Below are 15,928 nucleotides of genomic sequence, written 5' to 3'. Positions count from 1 at the left end.
TCTTAGTCGAATGCGCCCGTTACGCGACCCAGCAACATAAACGCACGACTTGTGCGGGTCTCAGCGAGCGCTGCGATATCTTCATCGGTCGCCTCAACTTCAAACGCGACCAGCATTTGATCGTATTTGCGCAGGAAATGATGCGCCGCATCGCGAAAAATTGCGTCTTCGCGCATCCGCCCTGCCGTCAACGCCAGCGAAGACCGGTCCCGAATACCGCCGAGGGATGCGGCCGCCTTGCCCCTTTCGCCATGGGCAAAACGGCGCCAAACCTCTGCGCGTGCGCGATCAGGGCGCAGATCATCCATGTAAATTCCGTCTTGGCTCATCAGCGTCAAAACGTCCTGGCTGGCTTGGATCAACTGTTTGGCTGCGCGGTCTTTCAATGCGCGACGCAGGGCGGCAAACCCGACCTCGTCAGTATCCGTGTCCGGAAAATTCAACGCACGCACAAGATCAGGCCGCGAGATCGGTGGCGCGATGTCTTCTGCGGTCGTCCCCAACGCAAGGCTTGGTTGATCGTCACCACTGGGCGCTTCTGGTTGCGGCGCTGCGACGTTGCGCCCAGACGGGCGCGATGTAGCGAATGTTGCCAGCGCTGTTTCTGTCTTCTGCGTCGCGCGTGCAATCTCGTTCAGCTTGCGTTCAACCGTTTGTTCGATGCCAGTGCCGCGCGATTGGCGGTCTGCCACATAGGTCTGGCGCATTCCGTCAATCGCAGCCTGCAACCGCCGGCTTTCTTCGCGCACGATCTTGACGGACCGCGCCGCCAATGCCGCAATCCAGACCATCGCGATCGGCAGGAAAATCGCCATCATTGTCATCACAAATCGCAGGCTATCTACCTGCGCAGCGCCGTCGGTGTCAGTTGGCAGCACAAGGAAAAACAGCGCCACACCGACGAGCCAGATCAGGCTGACCAGGATTGCAATCACTTCAATCGCGGTCACACGAACGCCGTCCGACCTCACACCAGCGCGAAGCGGTACATCTGCTTTGTTTTGACCATCCGTCATCTAAGTAAGGGCCCTATTTGAAAACGATTGTCAGGATCTCGTAGGACTTAACACCACCTGGCGTGCGCACTTCGACGCTGTCGCCTTCGTCTTTACCAATCAACGCCCGTGCAATCGGGGATTTCATATTCAAACGTCCTTGCTCGATATCGGCCTCGTATTCACCGACAATCTGATAGGTCGTCTCTTTGTCGGTGGCTTCATCGACCAACGTCACATGCGCGCCAAACTTCACGGTTCCGCTCAGCTTGCTAACGTCAATCACATCAGCCAGCGAAATCGCGCCTTCAAGTTCCTTCACGCGGCCCTCGATGAACGATTGTTTTTCCTTGGCGGAATGGTATTCCGCGTTCTCGGATAGGTCGCCGTGTTCCCGCGCGTCGGAAATAGCACGAATGATCGCGGGACGTTCAACAGACTTTAAATGCTTCAATTCAGCATCCAGCTTGTTAAATCCGGCACGTGTCAGCGGTATCTTGTCCATTGCAGCATTTCCGATTGGTCAGTTTCACAAGTCCATATGCATAACCCGCACGCGGGCGTCGCCTCAAGGGGCATCGACATTGCGTCAGTCTTTATTTGCAGACGCTACGTTTGCGTCGCTGGCCCGCAATTTTCTGTCTTGGTGAGATTGCTGTCCCCACCCTCGTCCTATATCCTTTATAAGACAACATTTTACAGCCGCTAGGGAGACCCGATATGGCCAATATTGAACGCGAATCCATGGAATACGACGTCGTCATCGTCGGCGCGGGGCCCGCGGGTCTGTCGGCCGCAATTCGTCTGAAACAACTCGACAGCGATCTAACGGTTGTAGTGCTCGAAAAAGGGTCTGAGGTCGGCGCGCATATCTTGTCGGGCGCGGTTCTTGATCCTGCTGGCCTCAACAAACTGATCCCCGACTGGAAAGCCAAAGGCGCGCCACTTAACACCCCTGTAACACAAGATGACTTTTATATACTGGGCCAAGCAGGCAAAATCCGCATCCCAAATTTCCCGATGCCGCCACTGATGAGCAACCACGGCAACTACATCGTGTCGATGGGCAATGTCTGCCGCTGGATGGCTGAACAGGCCGAAGAGTTGGGTGTCGAAATATTCCCCGGCATGTCGTGCTCTGAAATCGTCTTCGGGCATAAGGGCGAAGTCAAAGGCGTCGTTGCAGGTGTGTTTGGCCTGGAGGCCGACGGCACAATCGGCCCCAACACCGAACCCGGCATGGAACTGCACGGCAAGTACGTTTTCTTATCCGAAGGCGTACGTGGGTCGCTGTCCGAAGAAGTCATCGCAAAATACGATCTTGCGAAAAAGTCTGAACCGCAAAAATACGGTCTCGGCATGAAAGAAATATGGGAAATCGATCCCGCCAAGCATAAAGCAGGCAGCGTCACGCATACCAGTGGCTGGCCACTGGAAAGCAACGCAGGTGGTGGGTCGTTCATCTATCACCTTGAAAACAATCAGGTCTACGTCGGTTTTGTTGTCCACCTGAACTACAAAAATCCGTATCTGTTCCCCTACATGGAATTCCAGCGGTTCAAGCATCATCCAATGGTTGCGGATTTGCTAGAAGGCGGCAAACGCGTGGCTTACGGCGCGCGCGCAATCACCGAAGGCGGTTACCAGTCGATGTGCAAAATGACGGCCCCCGGTGTCGCATTGCTGGGCTGCTCCGTCGGCATGGTCAACCTGCCGCGCATCAAGGGTAACCATAACGCAATGCTGTCCGGCATCGCCGCCGCCGAAGCCGCACATGCTGCCATCGGCGCAGGGCGCGCGTCCGATGAGCTCATCTGTTATGAGGTGGAAGTTCGCAGCGGTGCCATCGGCGAAGACCTCAAAAAGGTGCGTAACGTGAAACCGTTGTGGTCCCGTTTTGGGCTGGTGGCGTCACTCATTGGCGGTGGCTTTGACATGTGGACGAACACCTTCGGGTTTTCGCTGTTCGGCACGATGAAGCACGGTAAAAATGACGCTAAAGCCACCGAAAAGGCCGTCAAACATCAGCCTATCGATTACCCGAAGCCCGATGGGAAACTATCGTTTGATCGCCTGACAAACGTCGCATTCAGCTTCACCAACCACGAAGAAAGCCAGCCCGCGCACCTGCGCCTCAAAGACGCGTCAATTCCTGTAAACGTGAATTTTCCCGACTATGCAGGGCCATCCGCACGCTATTGCCCCGCTGGCGTCTACGAATTCGTTGGCGAAGGCGCGGACAGAAAATTCCAGATCAATTTCCAGAACTGCGTCCACTGCAAAACCTGCGATATCAAGGATCCGAGCCAAAACATTACTTGGACAGTCCCACAAGGCGGCGACGGACCAAACTATCCAAATATGTAACCATTGAGGTTTTTGGGCAAGGTTTTAAGGAATCGGGCTTCGCGGTGCGGGGCCCTTTTTGTTTCAAACAGACCCGACATACCGCGCAACACGACAAACCAACGTAAATGTTGTTTGCCCCGCCGAATCCATCACCGTAGGCTGCACTGACCCAAATGACCGGAGAACGCCTTGATCTTTCGCATTCCCCCCGCGCTACGCCTAACAGTTTGTGCCGCAACGCTCGCCTTGGCGATGCCCGCTGCGGCGGCCCCCAACGCGGGCGCCTACCTCGCGGCACGTCAGGCGGCAATTTCTGGCGACTACGCGGCAGCGGCGATCTATTTTCGTGACGCTTTGCTGGCTGATGCCAACAATACGGCCCTCATGGAACAATCTCTCACCGCATTTTTAGGCGTCGGACAGGTTGAATCCGCAGCAGGCATCGCACGCCCGTTCATCAATGCTGGCGGCGAAAGCCAGATCGCTAATATTGCCCTCATGGCACAGGCCGCCCGTGCACAAGATTGGGACACGATCTTTGATTTGCTCGAAGCCGGACACGAGGTTGGCCCGCTTTTGGATGGTCTGGTCCAAGCATGGGCTTACCTTGGCAACGGCGACAAGGACGGCGCGATGATGCGCTTTGACGAAGTTGTCGACACTCCGGGGCTGCGCGGCTTTGGCCAACAGCACAAGGCCCTCGCCTTGGCGATGTCGGGTGATCTGGGCGGCGCGAACGCGATCTACGACCTGCCGCCGAACATCGGCATCGTACCAACCCGCGCGTCCGTCGTGGCGCATCTGCAAATCCTCGCTCAGCTCGGTGAATTCGAACGGGCCGGCGATATTATCGAACGCGCCTTCGGCGAAGACCCCGATCCTGAACTGGTAGCCCTACGCAGCGCCATCATGGCAGGCGCGGTTCCCGACCTGTCCCGTGTCGTCGCAACCCCGAGCGACGGCATCGCCTACGCCTATAAAGGCCTGTCCGAAATTCTTCAGGGCGAAGCCAACGAAAGCTATCTGTTGCTGTATGCGCAGGCCGCTAGATTTATCGCCCCACACGATGCGGACGCGCAAATCGCCACTGCGCGGCTCCAGAATGCGCTTGGCCAATATGACGCCGCAGCCCAGACATTCGCCCAAGTCGTCACAGACGATCCCGCCTTTCATAGCGCCGAAATTGGGCGTGCAGAATCCTTGCGTCTTGCAGGTCGGTTCGACCAAGCCATCGAAGTTCTTAGCCAACTCACACGCAGCCATCCCGATCTGCCGCTATCATATGCATCACTAGGCGATGTTTTTCGCCAGCAAGAGCAATTCGAAGACGCCGCCGCCGCGTATAGTTCGGCTCTTTCAGGCTATCCAGAAGACGCGTCCATTCGGTGGTGGCTGCTCTATTCTCGCGGAATAACCAACGAACGCCTTGATGAATGGGACGCTGCGGAAGCAGACTTTCGCGCATCTCTCGCTCTCAACCCTGGCCATCCATCTGTGTTGAACTACCTTGGATATTCACTGGTCGTTCGTGGCCTGAAATTTGACGAAGCTTTGGGTATGATCGAAACCGCCGTCGCCGCCCGCCCAGACAATGGCGCCATTGTCGACAGCCTTGCGTGGGTGTATTACAAACTGGGTCGCTACCAAGACGCCGTCGCGCCCATGGAACGCGCTGCCGAACTGGAACCCAACGACCCCATCATAAGCGATCATTTAGGCGACGTTTACTGGATGGTCGGACGCAAGATCGAGGCACGTTTCCAGTGGCGACGTGCACTGTCGTTTGAACCCGAACAAGCCGAGGCGACGCGTATTCGCCGCAAACTATCCATCGGGCTGGAGTCGGTTTACGCCGAAGACGGCGTGACCCACGCCACTGCGGTTGAGATGGCGAATGACGACAACTAAAGGCGCGATTTGTGAACCGGCGCCCGCCAAGGTCAACCTGACACTGCATGTGACGGGGCGCAGGGCGGATGGGTATCATCTGCTGGATAGTTTGGTGATGTTTACGGCGTTGGGTGATGTCGTGACAGTCGCCCCCGCGGATCACCTGACCCTCACAATCGACGGCCCTTTTTCGGCGGATTTGATTGCGGGCGACAACAACCTTGTCGAGCGGGCGGCGCGATCTTTTGGCGTCATCAACGGTGCCGCCATCACGTTGACAAAAAACCTGCCCATCGCGTCTGGCATAGGTGGTGGTTCGGCAGACGCCGCCGCCACACTGCGCGCCCTGTCCCGTCTGTGGGGCATGCCAATTCCTGACGCGGCAACGATTCTGAAACTTGGCGCTGATGTACCTGTTTGCATGACGTCAGAATTGTCGCGGATGCGGGGCATCGGGGACCGGATCGACACATTGGGTCCCGCACCAAAGCATAATATACTGCTGGTGAACCCGAATGTAGCTGTGTCGACCGCGCAGGTCTTTGGCGGACTTGCCAACAGATTAAACGCACCGATGGCGGACGACATGCCCGACCCGTTCGAGACGGGCCATTGGACCAAATGGCTTGCGTGCCAGCGCAACGACCTAGAAACGCCAGCACGGGTCGCCGTCCCAGCCATTGATGACGTTTTAGGGTCGCTGCGCGCGCAAAACGGCTGCGCATTGGCCCGCATGTCGGGGTCTGGCGCAACGTGTTTTGCGTTTTTCGAAAATGCCAACACCCGCAACGCTGCCGCCGCTGCATTGCGCCGCTCCCATCCCAGTTGGTGGATCGCTGAAACCGAGGAAGCGCCTATTTAACACGCGCTACGACGTAACCTGCCAAATCCAGCAGCATCGGCTTTATCGGGTGATCCGGCAGGGGCGCCAACGCCGCCTTCGCCTTCTCCATCCACGCCAGGGCCTCTGATTTTGTGGCGTCCAATGTGCCGTGTTTGACCAGAAGGCCCAGCGCGGCATCCAGATCACCGTCTTCTTGACGACCTTTTTCAATTGTGCGCACCCAAAAGGCGCGTTCTTCCACGTCAGCCAGTGCCACAGCTTTAATCACCGGCAGCGTCAGTTTGCGTTCCCGGAAATCATCGCCGATGTTTTTACCTATGGCATCTGTGCCCGCATAATCCAACAGATCGTCAACGATCTGAAATCCGATACCCAGCGCATCGCCATAGTCATAAAGTGCTTCCACCAGCGCGGCGTCTTGCCCTGCAATGACGCCACCCACTTCCATGGCGGCCGAAAATAACGCTGCCGTCTTACCACGCACGATCTGCAAATAAATCGCTTCAGTCGTCGCCAAATCGCTCGCAGCGGTAAGCTGCAACACTTCGCCCTCGGCAATTGTCGCAGACGCATTAGCAAGGATGTCCAACACCCGCAGCGACCCCGTTTCAACCATCAACTGGAATGACCTTGCGAACAGATAATCCCCGACCAGTACTGATGACGTATTGTCCCACAACAGGTTCGCCGTTGGTCGCCCGCGCCGCTGTGCACTTTCATCAACCACATCATCGTGCAGCAATGTCGCCGTGTGAATAAATTCTACCGTCGCGGCCAGATGCACGTGATACGGGCCGCTGTAGCCACACATCTTCGCCGCCGCCAACGTCAGCATCGGGCGCAGACGTTTGCCGCCCGCCCCGACCAAATGCGCCGTGACTTCGGGGATACGCGGCGCATGTTTTGATGCCATCCGATCCGTGATCAGCACGTTCACAGCGTCCATTTCATCGCTCAGTGCAGCTGCCAAACGGTCGTGTGGTTTGCTCGCGGCGTGGTCTAGGCTCATCACAGCTCCGTCAGTTGCTCGACAAAGGCGATCAAAGCACCTTAAGTCATGGGTATGAAAGAACTCCTGCGCACCAATGACATCACTATCATCGCCTTCGCCAAAGCCCTTCTGCAGGGTGAGGACATAGAGGTCTTTGAGTTCGACGTAAATATGAGCATCCTTGACGGATCTTTGGGCATATTGCCACGCCGCCTGATGGTGCGCCGTGCGGATCATTTTATCGCGACGTCCGTGATGACAGCCAACAATATCGAATTGGGCCTGTGAACGCAGGTTTTGAAACCACTTTCGACGCCTTCCTTGGCGGTCGCCTGACGCTTCAGCAACCGACCAAAGGCTACCGCGCGGGCGTTGATCCGGTTCTTTTGGCTGCAGCGGTTCGCGCGCGGGTCGGTCAATCGGTTCTGGAACTTGGCTGTGGCACGGGTGCGGCTTTGCTGTGCTTGGCGACGAGGGTGTCGGGTTTGGGTCTTCACGCAGTTGAGGTTCAACCCCACTACGCCGACATTTGCCGCGCAAACGCCGTAGCGAACCACATCGATGCAATGATCTGGACCGCCGATTTGCGCGATTTGCCGGCTGATCTGCGCGCCCTGACCTTTGACCATGTCATTGTTAATCCACCTTATTTTGAACGAGCATCGGGAAATTCAAGCCCACTGCCTGACCGCGACATCGCCTTCGCTGGTGACACGGCGACGGTTGATTGGATCGATACGGCGACACGGCGGCTCAAGCCAAAAGGCACGTTGACGCTGATCCAAAAGGCGGATCGCCTGCCCGACCTGTTGCGGGCCATCGACGACCGACTGGGCGCGATCCACGTTTATCCAATTACAGGGCGCGCTGGCCGTCCCGCAGACCGCATCGTTTTGCGCGCGCGCAAAGGTGGCCGCGCGCCCTTCAAACTACATGCGGCAATTGCGCTGCACGACGGCCCGTCCCATGTGTCAGACGGCGAAGATTACCGACCAGAGATCGCAGAAATATTGCGTGAAGGCAGTCAATTTTGTCTTGCCGATTAATTATTCCGCAATCTTTTGGCGGTGTCTTGTGCATTGTGTCAGATTGCTGCTCTGCAGCGTGACAGACGCGAAAATCTGTGGTCAAATTTGAAGACCATTCACCGAAGTTAGGAGGATCTACATGAGCTTGACGTCCCACCTGCAGGAACTCAAGAAAAAGCACGACACCCTTTCGGACGCCGTTGAGAAAGAACAACGCAGTCCGGGCTCCGATGATCTTGAGGTGTCACGCCTCAAGAAAGAAAAACTCCACCTCAAAGAAACGATTACGCGGCTCACGTCTGTGTAGACCAAAACGGTGCTGGCGTTGTTGCGCCAGTGCCCTCCTTTAACGCACAAAACAGACGCGCAATTTCAAGCATTCGATGTCAAAGGCCGCTCATTTGGGCGGCTTTTCTTTTGATGGCTCAAAGCCTTGCGCCTGACGCAGATCGGCCTTGCGGAACTATGCGTTTCGTCAGCGCAATCTGTGAACTACAAAAACACTATGGGAGGAGACCACAAACCCCTCGGAGTGGACCCATGTACAAAGAATTATCGCCGTCAGAAGTCAATAAAATCGTCGCCCAAGCCCGCGCAGAACGCGCTGGTGCATTTGGTCGAATGATCAAAAACCTGTTCCGTCGCTCTGCCGCCTGAACAGCGTTCGAAATGCAAAAAGGGCGGGGTAAATCCCCGCCCTTTTGTATGTCTAAAGAGTCTGTTCAGACAAAGAACTGCGCACCGTTCGCAGAAATCGTTGACCCGTTAATAAATCCAGAATCGTCTGACGCGAGGAATGCCACGCAACGTGCGATTTCTTCTGGTTCACCCAAACGACCCGCTGGAATCTGGCCGATGATGCTCTCGCGCACCTTCTCCGGCACTGCCATGACCATTTCGGTGCCAATATAGCCCGGACAAACAGCGTTGGCCGTGATTCCAGCACGCGCGCCTTCTTGCGCCAGTGATTTCACGATGCCCAGATCGCCAGATTTTGTCGCCGCATAGTTGACCTGCGCGAACTGACCCTTCTGACCATTGATCGACGAAATTACGATGACACGGCCAAATTTGCGTTCCCGCATACCCGGCCAAATCGGGTGAATGGTGTTGAAAACGCCCGTCAGGTTGGTGTCGATAACTTCATGCCACTGCTCTGGCGTCATTTTGTGGAACGGCGCGTCGCGGGTGATGCCCGCGTTCGCGACGACAACTTCGATGGGGCCGAGGTCTGCTTCGACCTGCGCAATGCCCGCTTTGGAACTGTCATAGTCTGCCACATTCCACTTGTAGGTTTTGATGCCCGTAGCTTGCGTGAACTTTTCAGCGGCGTCATCATTGCCTGCGTATGTCGCGGCAACCGTGTAACCGTCTGCCTTTAGTTTCTTAGAAATAGCTTCGCCGATACCGCGACTACCGCCCGTGACGAGTGCAACACGTCCCATATTATTCTCCCTTTGAAATTCTTCTTAGGTAATGATGTTATCTTTAAGAAAATAACCGCGCAACATTATTGCGCCGTTATTTCGTAAATTTAGGTTCATAAATTTAGGGACGTTCAACGCACAATGCGACACCCATACCGCCGCCAATACACAATGTCGCGAGGCCTTTTTTGGCTCCACGGCGCTTCATCTCAAACAACAATGTGTTCAGAACGCGACAGCCAGACGCACCGATCGGGTGGCCAATGGCAATTGCGCCGCCGTTGACGTTCACAATTGCTGGATCCCAGCCCATTTCTTCATTCACCGCGCAGGCTTGCGCTGCAAAGGCTTCGTTGGCTTCAACAAGGTCCAAATCTTCCACGGACCAGCCCGCTTTATCCAAGGCCTTGCGCGATGCATAAATCGGTCCAACACCCATGATTGACGGGTCCAAACCAGCCGTGGCGTAGGACGCGATGCGGGCCAATGGCTCGATACCGCGCTTTTCAGCCTCATCTGCAGACATCAATATTGTCGCCGCGGCGCCATCGTTCAACCCCGACGCATTGGCAGCTGTCACGGTGCCGTCTTTGATGAAGGCCGGGCGCATTTTTTGCATGGCTTCCATCGTTGCACCGTGGCGGATGTATTCGTCTTGATCAACGATAGTGTCGCCCTTGCGGGTCTTCACGGTGAACGCTGCGATCTCATCGGCGAACTTGCCAGCTTTTTGGGCCGCTTCAGCTTTGTTTTGGGACGCGACGGCAAATTCGTCCTGCATGTCGCGCGAAATCTGCCACTGCTCAGCGACGTTTTCGGCGGTTTGACCCATATGATACTGATTGAACGCATCCCAAAGACCATCGCGGATCATTGTGTCGATCAACTGCATGTCACCCATCTTCTGACCCGCACGCATGTTTTGCGCATGGGGAGAAAGCGTCATGTTTTCTTGGCCGCCTGCGGCCACAATCGACGCATCCCCAAGCATAATATGTTGCGCGCCCAACGCCACAGCGCGAAGACCGGACCCGCAAACCTGGTTAAGCGACCATGCGGCAGCTTCTTTGGCGAGGCCTGCATTGATGTGCGCCTGACGCGCGGGGTTTTGGCCCTGCGCCGCAGTCAAAACCTGACCCAAAATTGTTTCTGACACTTCAGACTTGTCGATGCCGGCACGGGCGACGACTTCTTCCAGAACGGCGGCGCCCAGATCATGTGCTGGCGTGTTGGCAAATGCGCCACCAAAGCTGCCCACGGCGGTACGGGCTGCGGATGCGATAACTACGTTGGTCATAGGAAAGGGTCCCCTCTTTTTTTCCGACAAAATCGGCGGAGTTTTGAGAGACCAGTGAAACAAGAGCATGGCACGAAGGACTCTCTGCCGCCGTTACCCGTGCTTATGTCGTTGAGGAAACAATCACAACGAATTCACTGCGTTTCACTTAACCGAGTGGCGATTATCCGCGATACAGCGCGCTAAATCGAGAATTTAGGAACACCAAAATGGTAGCCCTGCACGCAATCCGCCCCGATAGAGATCAAGAAATCCGCTTCAGCCTGGCTCTCAACGCCCCCTGCAACCGCGAACATTTCAAATTGGTGCGCAACTGTGATCAGCGCCTTAGCCAACACTTGATTGTCGGGATCTTTGTCGATGTTCCGGGTAAAGTGGCTGTTGATCTTTACCAAATCAAAGAAGAAATCCTTGAGATAGCGGAACGCCGTCATACCAGCCCCGAAATCATCCAACGCAAAGGCGAGACCGAAGGGCTGCATTTCTTCCATGAAACGAATCACGACCTCAGGGAGCTGCATTGCGCTATCTTCGCTGATCTCAAGGATCATACGATCCGCATGAAGCGCTGCACTGGCCAATTCACTGTCCAGCACCCGCCGCCACGCCGCATCCCCAAGCGAGCGCGCTGATACGTTGACCGACAAACGAATGCTCGGGTTCTGTTTAAGAAGCTGAAATGCGAATTTGAGACTTGCAGCATCGATGTCGCGTCCAAGGCTGGTTTCTTCGACTTCGCCCATAAACTGAGCCGCCGGAATGACACGCCCCGTTTCATCCATCAAGCGGATCAGACATTCATAAAACGCAACCGGATATCCCGGCTTGGATGTTCGAACAGGCTGCATCGCCAACTGGCAATGCTCCGCTTCTAAGGCCCTGCGCACCATCGACAAAACATCGCGATCACGCACGCTGACCGCATATCCGAGCGGGTCACGTGGCGTCTGGTCATCCCAAGCGGCCGAATTGGATTTCATTGCCATGCGTTTGTCCTGTTTGTGCACTGACATTGCACGCTGGCCTTTAAGGGCTGGTAAACACCGCCGATATCGGCACAATTGTCATCATTATTCAGGGGCACACGCGCTTAAATACGCATGCAGGAGCACATAATGTCAGACCGCTGCGGCTGGGCCAAATCAGAACCGATCTACACCAACTACCACGACACCGAATGGGGCGTGCCTGAATGGGACAGCCGAGCGTTGTGGGAAAAGTTGATTCTTGACGGGTTTCAGGCAGGTCTCAGCTGGATCACGATCCTGAAAAAGCGCGATAATTTCCGCGCGGCGTTCGCAGGCTTCGACCCCGTTGAGATCGCCACTTGGGGCGAGAAAGACATCGCGCGCCTTTTGCAAAACGAAGGCATCATCCGTCACCGTGGTAAAATCCAAGCTACCATCGGCAACGCGCAAGCATACCTCAAGATTGACGATTTTTCAGCGCTGTGTTGGTCCTATGTCGATGGAAAGCCACTGCAAACCAACCGCGCAACTTTGGCCGACGTGCCCGGTTACACGGAAATGTCGACCCAATTTTCCAAGGACCTAAAGAAGCTGGGCTTCAAATTCTGTGGACCGACAATCGTTTATGCTTGGATGCAGGCCTGCGGGCTGATCAACGACCACCTGACAAATTGCCCACAATACGAACCATGTCGCGCCCTCGCCTCACCACCGCGATAAAGCGTCTTCGTCCTCAGCTTTGGAATCGACCCAGTCTGACCCGTCCAATGTGATCTCTTTCTTCCAGAACGGCGCACGGGATTTCAGATAATCCATCAGGAACTCCGCCGCTTCAAACGCTGATTTACGATGCTGGGACGCAGTTGCGACCATCATAATACTTTCATGCGCTTCGAGTTGGCCAATGCGGTGGATAACCAAAGCGTCCGCCAGATCCCAGCGTTGCATCGCCTCACCACGGATCGCGCTCAGCGCCTTTTCGGTCATGCCGGGGTAGTGTTCAATCTCCATACCGGACAATCCGCCCGCAACATCGCGCACAACACCAGTAAAACTAACTATAGCGCCAGCGCCAGCAACACTGGCAGAAAAGACATTCAACTCCCCCCCGGGATCGAACGGCATGGCCTGAACGCGGATCATCGGAACGTCATCCTCCTGTCATAGGCGGAAAAAACGCAACTTCGCGCACGCCTGCAAGCGGTGCATCAAACTCCACCAATTCCTGATCAAGCGCGACCCGTAGCGCGGACATATCTGCGAACGCCAAATCATAACGTTCTTCACGGCTGCGCAGTTCGGCCACCAGATCAGCCACCGTTACGGCAGATGTCTGAACCTCTTCGCGTGGCACCCCGATCCGCTCTCGAACCCACGCAAAATACAGGACATGAACCACCTGGGCTTTTGGACTGGGCATCATTTTTCCCTCAGAAACGGCATCGCCTTGCGCAGATAGTCCACGCCCGAGATGACTGTCAAAAGCATGGCCGCCCAAAGCAGAATGATCCCGATCCACCAACTGTAGAACGCGCCAGACCATTTCCAAACAAGCCCAACTTCATCAGGAATTTCATCCGCAAAGATGCCATCGACTGTGGCTGCGTCCATGCCCTCAATGGACATGTTGTAATAGGTTTCAAACGCACCTGTCGAAAACAAAACCGCGATCGCAGTCATTTGCGCCGCAGTTTTCCACTTGGCCAGCTTAGTCACGGCCAGCGTTCCAGCTGTGTCGCCTAAGAACTCACGTAGACCGCTCACGAATGTCTCACGAAACATGATCAAGGTGGCGGGCAGCAATATCCAGGGGTTCATGCCGGAAAATCCGCAAATGACCAGTAACGCGATCACGACCATTGCCTTGTCCGCAATCGGGTCCAGCATGGTGCCAAACTTGCTTTCCTGCTTCCAAGCGCGCGCAAGGTGGCCGTCCAGCCAATCGGTCGTCGCAGCAACGACGAACAGGATCAGCGCGAACCAATCCGCCCATGGCCGCGCGAAATACAAAAACATTATCGCGACACCGGGCGCCGCCAGCAAACGCATCAGCGTCAAAATATTAGGAATGTTCCACATCATATAGTCTACCTAAGCCCTTTCGAAATCGCGCGCCACTCCCTGTCTTTGTTTCACAAATATCTCAGGGGGAGGCCGAAGGACGGGGGACTGGTCCCCTTTTGGTCGGATTTGCGAAGCAATTTCGAACGAACCATCTGATAAAAATCGGATCATCGGACAAAATCAGCCCTTCTCGTTAAAGTATCCATAAATCGTCTCCGCCATATTGCCCGAAATCCCATCGACCGCCTTAAGGTCCGCAAGCGCCGCACGACCCACGGCCTTGGCTGACCCGAAATGTTGTAACAACGCCCGTTTACGGGTCGCCCCGACACCTGGCACATCATCCAGCGGCGTAGCCCCAATCGCCTTGGACCGCTTTGCCCGGTGGGTGCCGATCGCGAACCGGTGCGCCTCGTCGCGCATGCGTTGAACGAAATACAAAACCGGATCATTGCGCTGCAAGGCCATGACCTGCTTGCCAGTGCGGTAGAATTCTTCTTTGCCGTGGTCGCGATCCACGCCCTTGGCAACACCTACCATCGGCACATCACCAACGCCAAGCTCTTCCATAATGGCACGCACTGCGCTCACCTGCCCTGCACCGCCATCGATCAGCAATAATCCTGGCCATGTGCCCAATTCGCGCTTCGGATCCTCTTTTAGCAGGCGCTTGAACCGCCGCATCAAGACTTCTTTCATCATCCCAAAATCATCCCCAGGGGTCAGGTCATCCCCTTGAATGTTGAACTTTCGGTACTGGTTCTTGTCGAACCCCTCAGGTCCCGCGACAATCATCGCGCCGACGGCAAAGGCCCCTTGGATGTGCGAGTTGTCGTAAACCTCAACTCGTTGCGGCACCTCAGGCAGATCAAACGCCTCTTTCAAACCGCGCAGCAGGCGGCCTTGCGTCGCCGTTTCGGACATCTTACGCCCCAAACTTTCGCGGGCATTGCGTGCGGCACCGCTGACCAGCTCGGCTTTTTCCCCACGTTGAGGCACGATAATCTCAACCTTGCGGCCGGCCTTTTCCGACAGCGCCTCAGTCATAAGGTCATCATCATCAAGGCCATGAGACAACAGCAACATGCGCGGCGGTTCCCGGTCGGAATAAAACTGCCCGACGAAGGCTTGCATGACCTCACTCGCATCCTCATCGCCACTTACCCGCGGGTAATAATCGCGATTGCCCCAGTTTTGATTGGCACGAATGAAAAACACCTGCACGCAGGCCTGACCACCGTCACGATACAGCGCGATCACGTCAGCCTCTGTGACGCCGCGCGGGTTGATGCCTTGGGACGTCTGTACCTGCGTCAACGCCTTGATGCGGTCGCGCAGCGCTGCGGCGCGTTCAAATTCCATATCATTTGACGCCTGTTGCATCCGAGCCGCCAGCGACGCCTGCATTTCGGTCGACTTACCGGTCAAGAAACGTTCAGCATCTTTGACCAGCTGCTTATAGTCGCCCTGCGCAACCTTTCCAACACAGGGTGCAGAACAGCGTTTGATCTGATACTGCAAACACGGTCGCGTTCGGGATTCATATTCACTGTCCGAACAATTACGCAGCAAGAACGCCCGTTGCAGTGTGTTCAACGTGCGGTTTACAGCGCCAGCTGACGCGAAGGGCCCATAATAGTTCCCTTTTTTCCTTTTTGCCCCACGATGCTTTTCAATGCGCGGGAATTCGTGATCACCGGAGATCAGGATATTCGGAAAGCTTTTATCGTCCCTTAACAGCACGTTATATTTCGGCTTCAGCTGTTTGATCAGGTTTTGTTCCAGCAACAGCGCTTCAGTTTCGGTGTTGGTCGTCAGAAACATCATCGACGCGGTGTGCGAAATCATCGTGGCAATCCGCGCCGAATGGCCCGATGGCCGCGCGTAGTTGCTGACGCGGTTCTTCAGGCTTCGCGCCTTGCCGACATACAAAACACGGGCTTGGCTGTCGAGCATCCGGTACACCCCTGGCGAGCCGTCAAGCGTGCGCAAGTAACCTTGGATGACGTCATATCCGGTCGGAGTTTTGGTGGGATCCACGTTCATGCCCTTAACCTATGATTCCCGTCGCCCGC

At 55.7% G+C, this 15,928-nt stretch carries 18 protein-coding genes; 8 read left to right on the top strand and 10 right to left on the bottom strand.

What is annotated here, in order from left to right; translation table 11 throughout:
* Window positions 1–2 precede the first annotated feature (2 nt).
* Window positions 3–1,016, bottom strand: coding sequence for a hypothetical protein (locus tag OAN307_RS00850; RefSeq protein WP_015497998.1), 1,014 nt, complete (start codon window positions 1,014–1,016; stop codon window positions 3–5).
* Window positions 1,017–1,029: 13 nt separating this feature from the next.
* Complete coding sequence (greA, locus tag OAN307_RS00845) at window positions 1,030–1,500, bottom strand: transcription elongation factor GreA (protein ID WP_015497997.1); 471 nt, start codon at window positions 1,498–1,500, stop codon at window positions 1,030–1,032.
* A gap of 215 nt (window positions 1,501–1,715) precedes the next feature.
* On the opposite strand from greA, the gene OAN307_RS00840 reads away from it, so the two are divergent.
* The 3 genes from OAN307_RS00840 to OAN307_RS00830 all read left to right on the top strand — a co-directional run bounded on the left by OAN307_RS00840 (window position 1,716) and on the right by OAN307_RS00830 (window position 6,096).
* Window positions 1,716–3,362: an electron transfer flavoprotein-ubiquinone oxidoreductase gene (locus tag OAN307_RS00840; RefSeq protein WP_015497996.1), complete on the top strand. Its 1,647-nt coding sequence runs from the start codon at window positions 1,716–1,718 to the stop codon at window positions 3,360–3,362.
* Window positions 3,363–3,533: 171 nt separating this feature from the next.
* Complete coding sequence (locus OAN307_RS00835) at window positions 3,534–5,252, top strand: tetratricopeptide repeat protein (RefSeq protein WP_015497995.1); 1,719 nt, start codon at window positions 3,534–3,536, stop codon at window positions 5,250–5,252.
* Window positions 5,239–6,096: a 4-(cytidine 5'-diphospho)-2-C-methyl-D-erythritol kinase gene (locus tag OAN307_RS00830; RefSeq protein ID WP_015497994.1), complete on the top strand. Its 858-nt coding sequence runs from the start codon at window positions 5,239–5,241 to the stop codon at window positions 6,094–6,096. The genes OAN307_RS00835 and OAN307_RS00830 overlap by 14 nt, the downstream gene beginning before the upstream one ends.
* Here OAN307_RS00830 and OAN307_RS00825 read toward each other — a convergent pair.
* Complete coding sequence (locus OAN307_RS00825; RefSeq protein WP_044042963.1) at window positions 6,089–7,087, bottom strand: polyprenyl synthetase family protein; 999 nt, start codon at window positions 7,085–7,087, stop codon at window positions 6,089–6,091. The two genes, OAN307_RS00830 and OAN307_RS00825, sit on opposite strands and share 8 nt — an antisense overlap.
* 54 nt (window positions 7,088–7,141) lie before the next feature.
* On the opposite strand from OAN307_RS00825, the gene OAN307_RS00820 reads away from it, so the two are divergent.
* The 4 genes from OAN307_RS00820 (at window position 7,142) to OAN307_RS31055 (ending at window position 8,754) form a co-directional block, all read left to right on the top strand.
* Window positions 7,142–7,357, top strand: coding sequence for a putative signal transducing protein (locus OAN307_RS00820; protein WP_044044391.1), 216 nt, complete (start codon window positions 7,142–7,144; stop codon window positions 7,355–7,357).
* On the top strand, window positions 7,354–8,115 hold the full coding sequence (locus OAN307_RS00815; RefSeq protein WP_015497992.1) for a tRNA1(Val) (adenine(37)-N6)-methyltransferase: 762 nt from the start codon (window positions 7,354–7,356) through the stop codon (window positions 8,113–8,115). Before OAN307_RS00820 ends, OAN307_RS00815 begins: the two co-directional genes overlap by 4 nt.
* 121 nt (window positions 8,116–8,236) lie before the next feature.
* On the top strand, window positions 8,237–8,404 hold the full coding sequence (locus OAN307_RS25715) for a YdcH family protein (protein WP_015497991.1): 168 nt from the start codon (window positions 8,237–8,239) through the stop codon (window positions 8,402–8,404).
* A gap of 233 nt (window positions 8,405–8,637) precedes the next feature.
* Complete coding sequence (locus OAN307_RS31055) at window positions 8,638–8,754, top strand: RSP_7527 family protein (protein WP_408634925.1); 117 nt, start codon at window positions 8,638–8,640, stop codon at window positions 8,752–8,754.
* A 65-nt stretch (window positions 8,755–8,819) separates the two neighbouring features.
* On the opposite strand, the gene phbB is transcribed toward OAN307_RS31055, so the two are convergent.
* From phbB to OAN307_RS00800, 3 genes are all read right to left on the bottom strand, one after another.
* Window positions 8,820–9,542: an acetoacetyl-CoA reductase gene (phbB, locus tag OAN307_RS00810; RefSeq protein ID WP_015497989.1), complete on the bottom strand. Its 723-nt coding sequence runs from the start codon at window positions 9,540–9,542 to the stop codon at window positions 8,820–8,822.
* Window positions 9,543–9,645: 103 nt separating this feature from the next.
* A complete protein-coding gene (locus tag OAN307_RS00805) occupies window positions 9,646–10,821 on the bottom strand; it encodes an acetyl-CoA C-acetyltransferase (RefSeq protein WP_015497988.1) in 1,176 nt (391 codons plus the stop codon).
* 182 nt (window positions 10,822–11,003) lie between these two features.
* Window positions 11,004–11,807, bottom strand: a complete 804-nt coding sequence (locus OAN307_RS00800; RefSeq protein WP_015497987.1) for an EAL domain-containing protein — start codon at window positions 11,805–11,807, stop codon at window positions 11,004–11,006.
* Window positions 11,808–11,936: 129 nt separating this feature from the next.
* On the opposite strand from OAN307_RS00800, the gene OAN307_RS00795 reads away from it, so the two are divergent.
* Complete coding sequence (locus tag OAN307_RS00795) at window positions 11,937–12,509, top strand: DNA-3-methyladenine glycosylase I (RefSeq protein ID WP_015497986.1); 573 nt, start codon at window positions 11,937–11,939, stop codon at window positions 12,507–12,509.
* On the opposite strand, the gene OAN307_RS00790 is transcribed toward OAN307_RS00795, so the two are convergent.
* The 4 genes from OAN307_RS00790 to uvrC all read right to left on the bottom strand — a co-directional run bounded on the left by OAN307_RS00790 (window position 12,495) and on the right by uvrC (window position 15,899).
* Window positions 12,495–12,932 (bottom strand): molybdenum cofactor biosynthesis protein MoaE, encoded by a 438-nt coding sequence (locus tag OAN307_RS00790; protein WP_015497985.1) that lies wholly within the window; start codon window positions 12,930–12,932, stop codon window positions 12,495–12,497. The genes OAN307_RS00795 and OAN307_RS00790 overlap by 15 nt on opposite strands.
* A gap of 7 nt (window positions 12,933–12,939) precedes the next feature.
* Window positions 12,940–13,209, bottom strand: a complete 270-nt coding sequence (moaD, locus tag OAN307_RS00785; RefSeq protein WP_015497984.1) for a molybdopterin converting factor subunit 1 — start codon at window positions 13,207–13,209, stop codon at window positions 12,940–12,942.
* The gene (gene pgsA, locus OAN307_RS00780) at window positions 13,209–13,871 is read right to left on the bottom strand and encodes a CDP-diacylglycerol--glycerol-3-phosphate 3-phosphatidyltransferase (protein WP_044042960.1); all 663 of its coding nucleotides are present in this window, start codon (window positions 13,869–13,871) and stop codon (window positions 13,209–13,211) included. Before pgsA ends, moaD begins: the two co-directional genes overlap by 1 nt.
* Before the next feature lie 162 nt (window positions 13,872–14,033).
* The gene (uvrC, locus tag OAN307_RS00775) at window positions 14,034–15,899 is read right to left on the bottom strand and encodes an excinuclease ABC subunit UvrC (RefSeq protein WP_015497982.1); all 1,866 of its coding nucleotides are present in this window, start codon (window positions 15,897–15,899) and stop codon (window positions 14,034–14,036) included.
* Window positions 15,900–15,928: the final 29 nt, after the last annotated feature.

The sequence above is a fragment of the Octadecabacter antarcticus 307 genome (genome assembly GCF_000155675.2).
In the GTDB taxonomy this organism is placed as follows: Bacteria; Pseudomonadota; Alphaproteobacteria; order Rhodobacterales; family Rhodobacteraceae; genus Octadecabacter; species Octadecabacter antarcticus.
The sequence above is the reverse complement of the archived record's forward strand: the minus strand, read 5'-3'. Positions and strand labels throughout refer to the sequence as shown.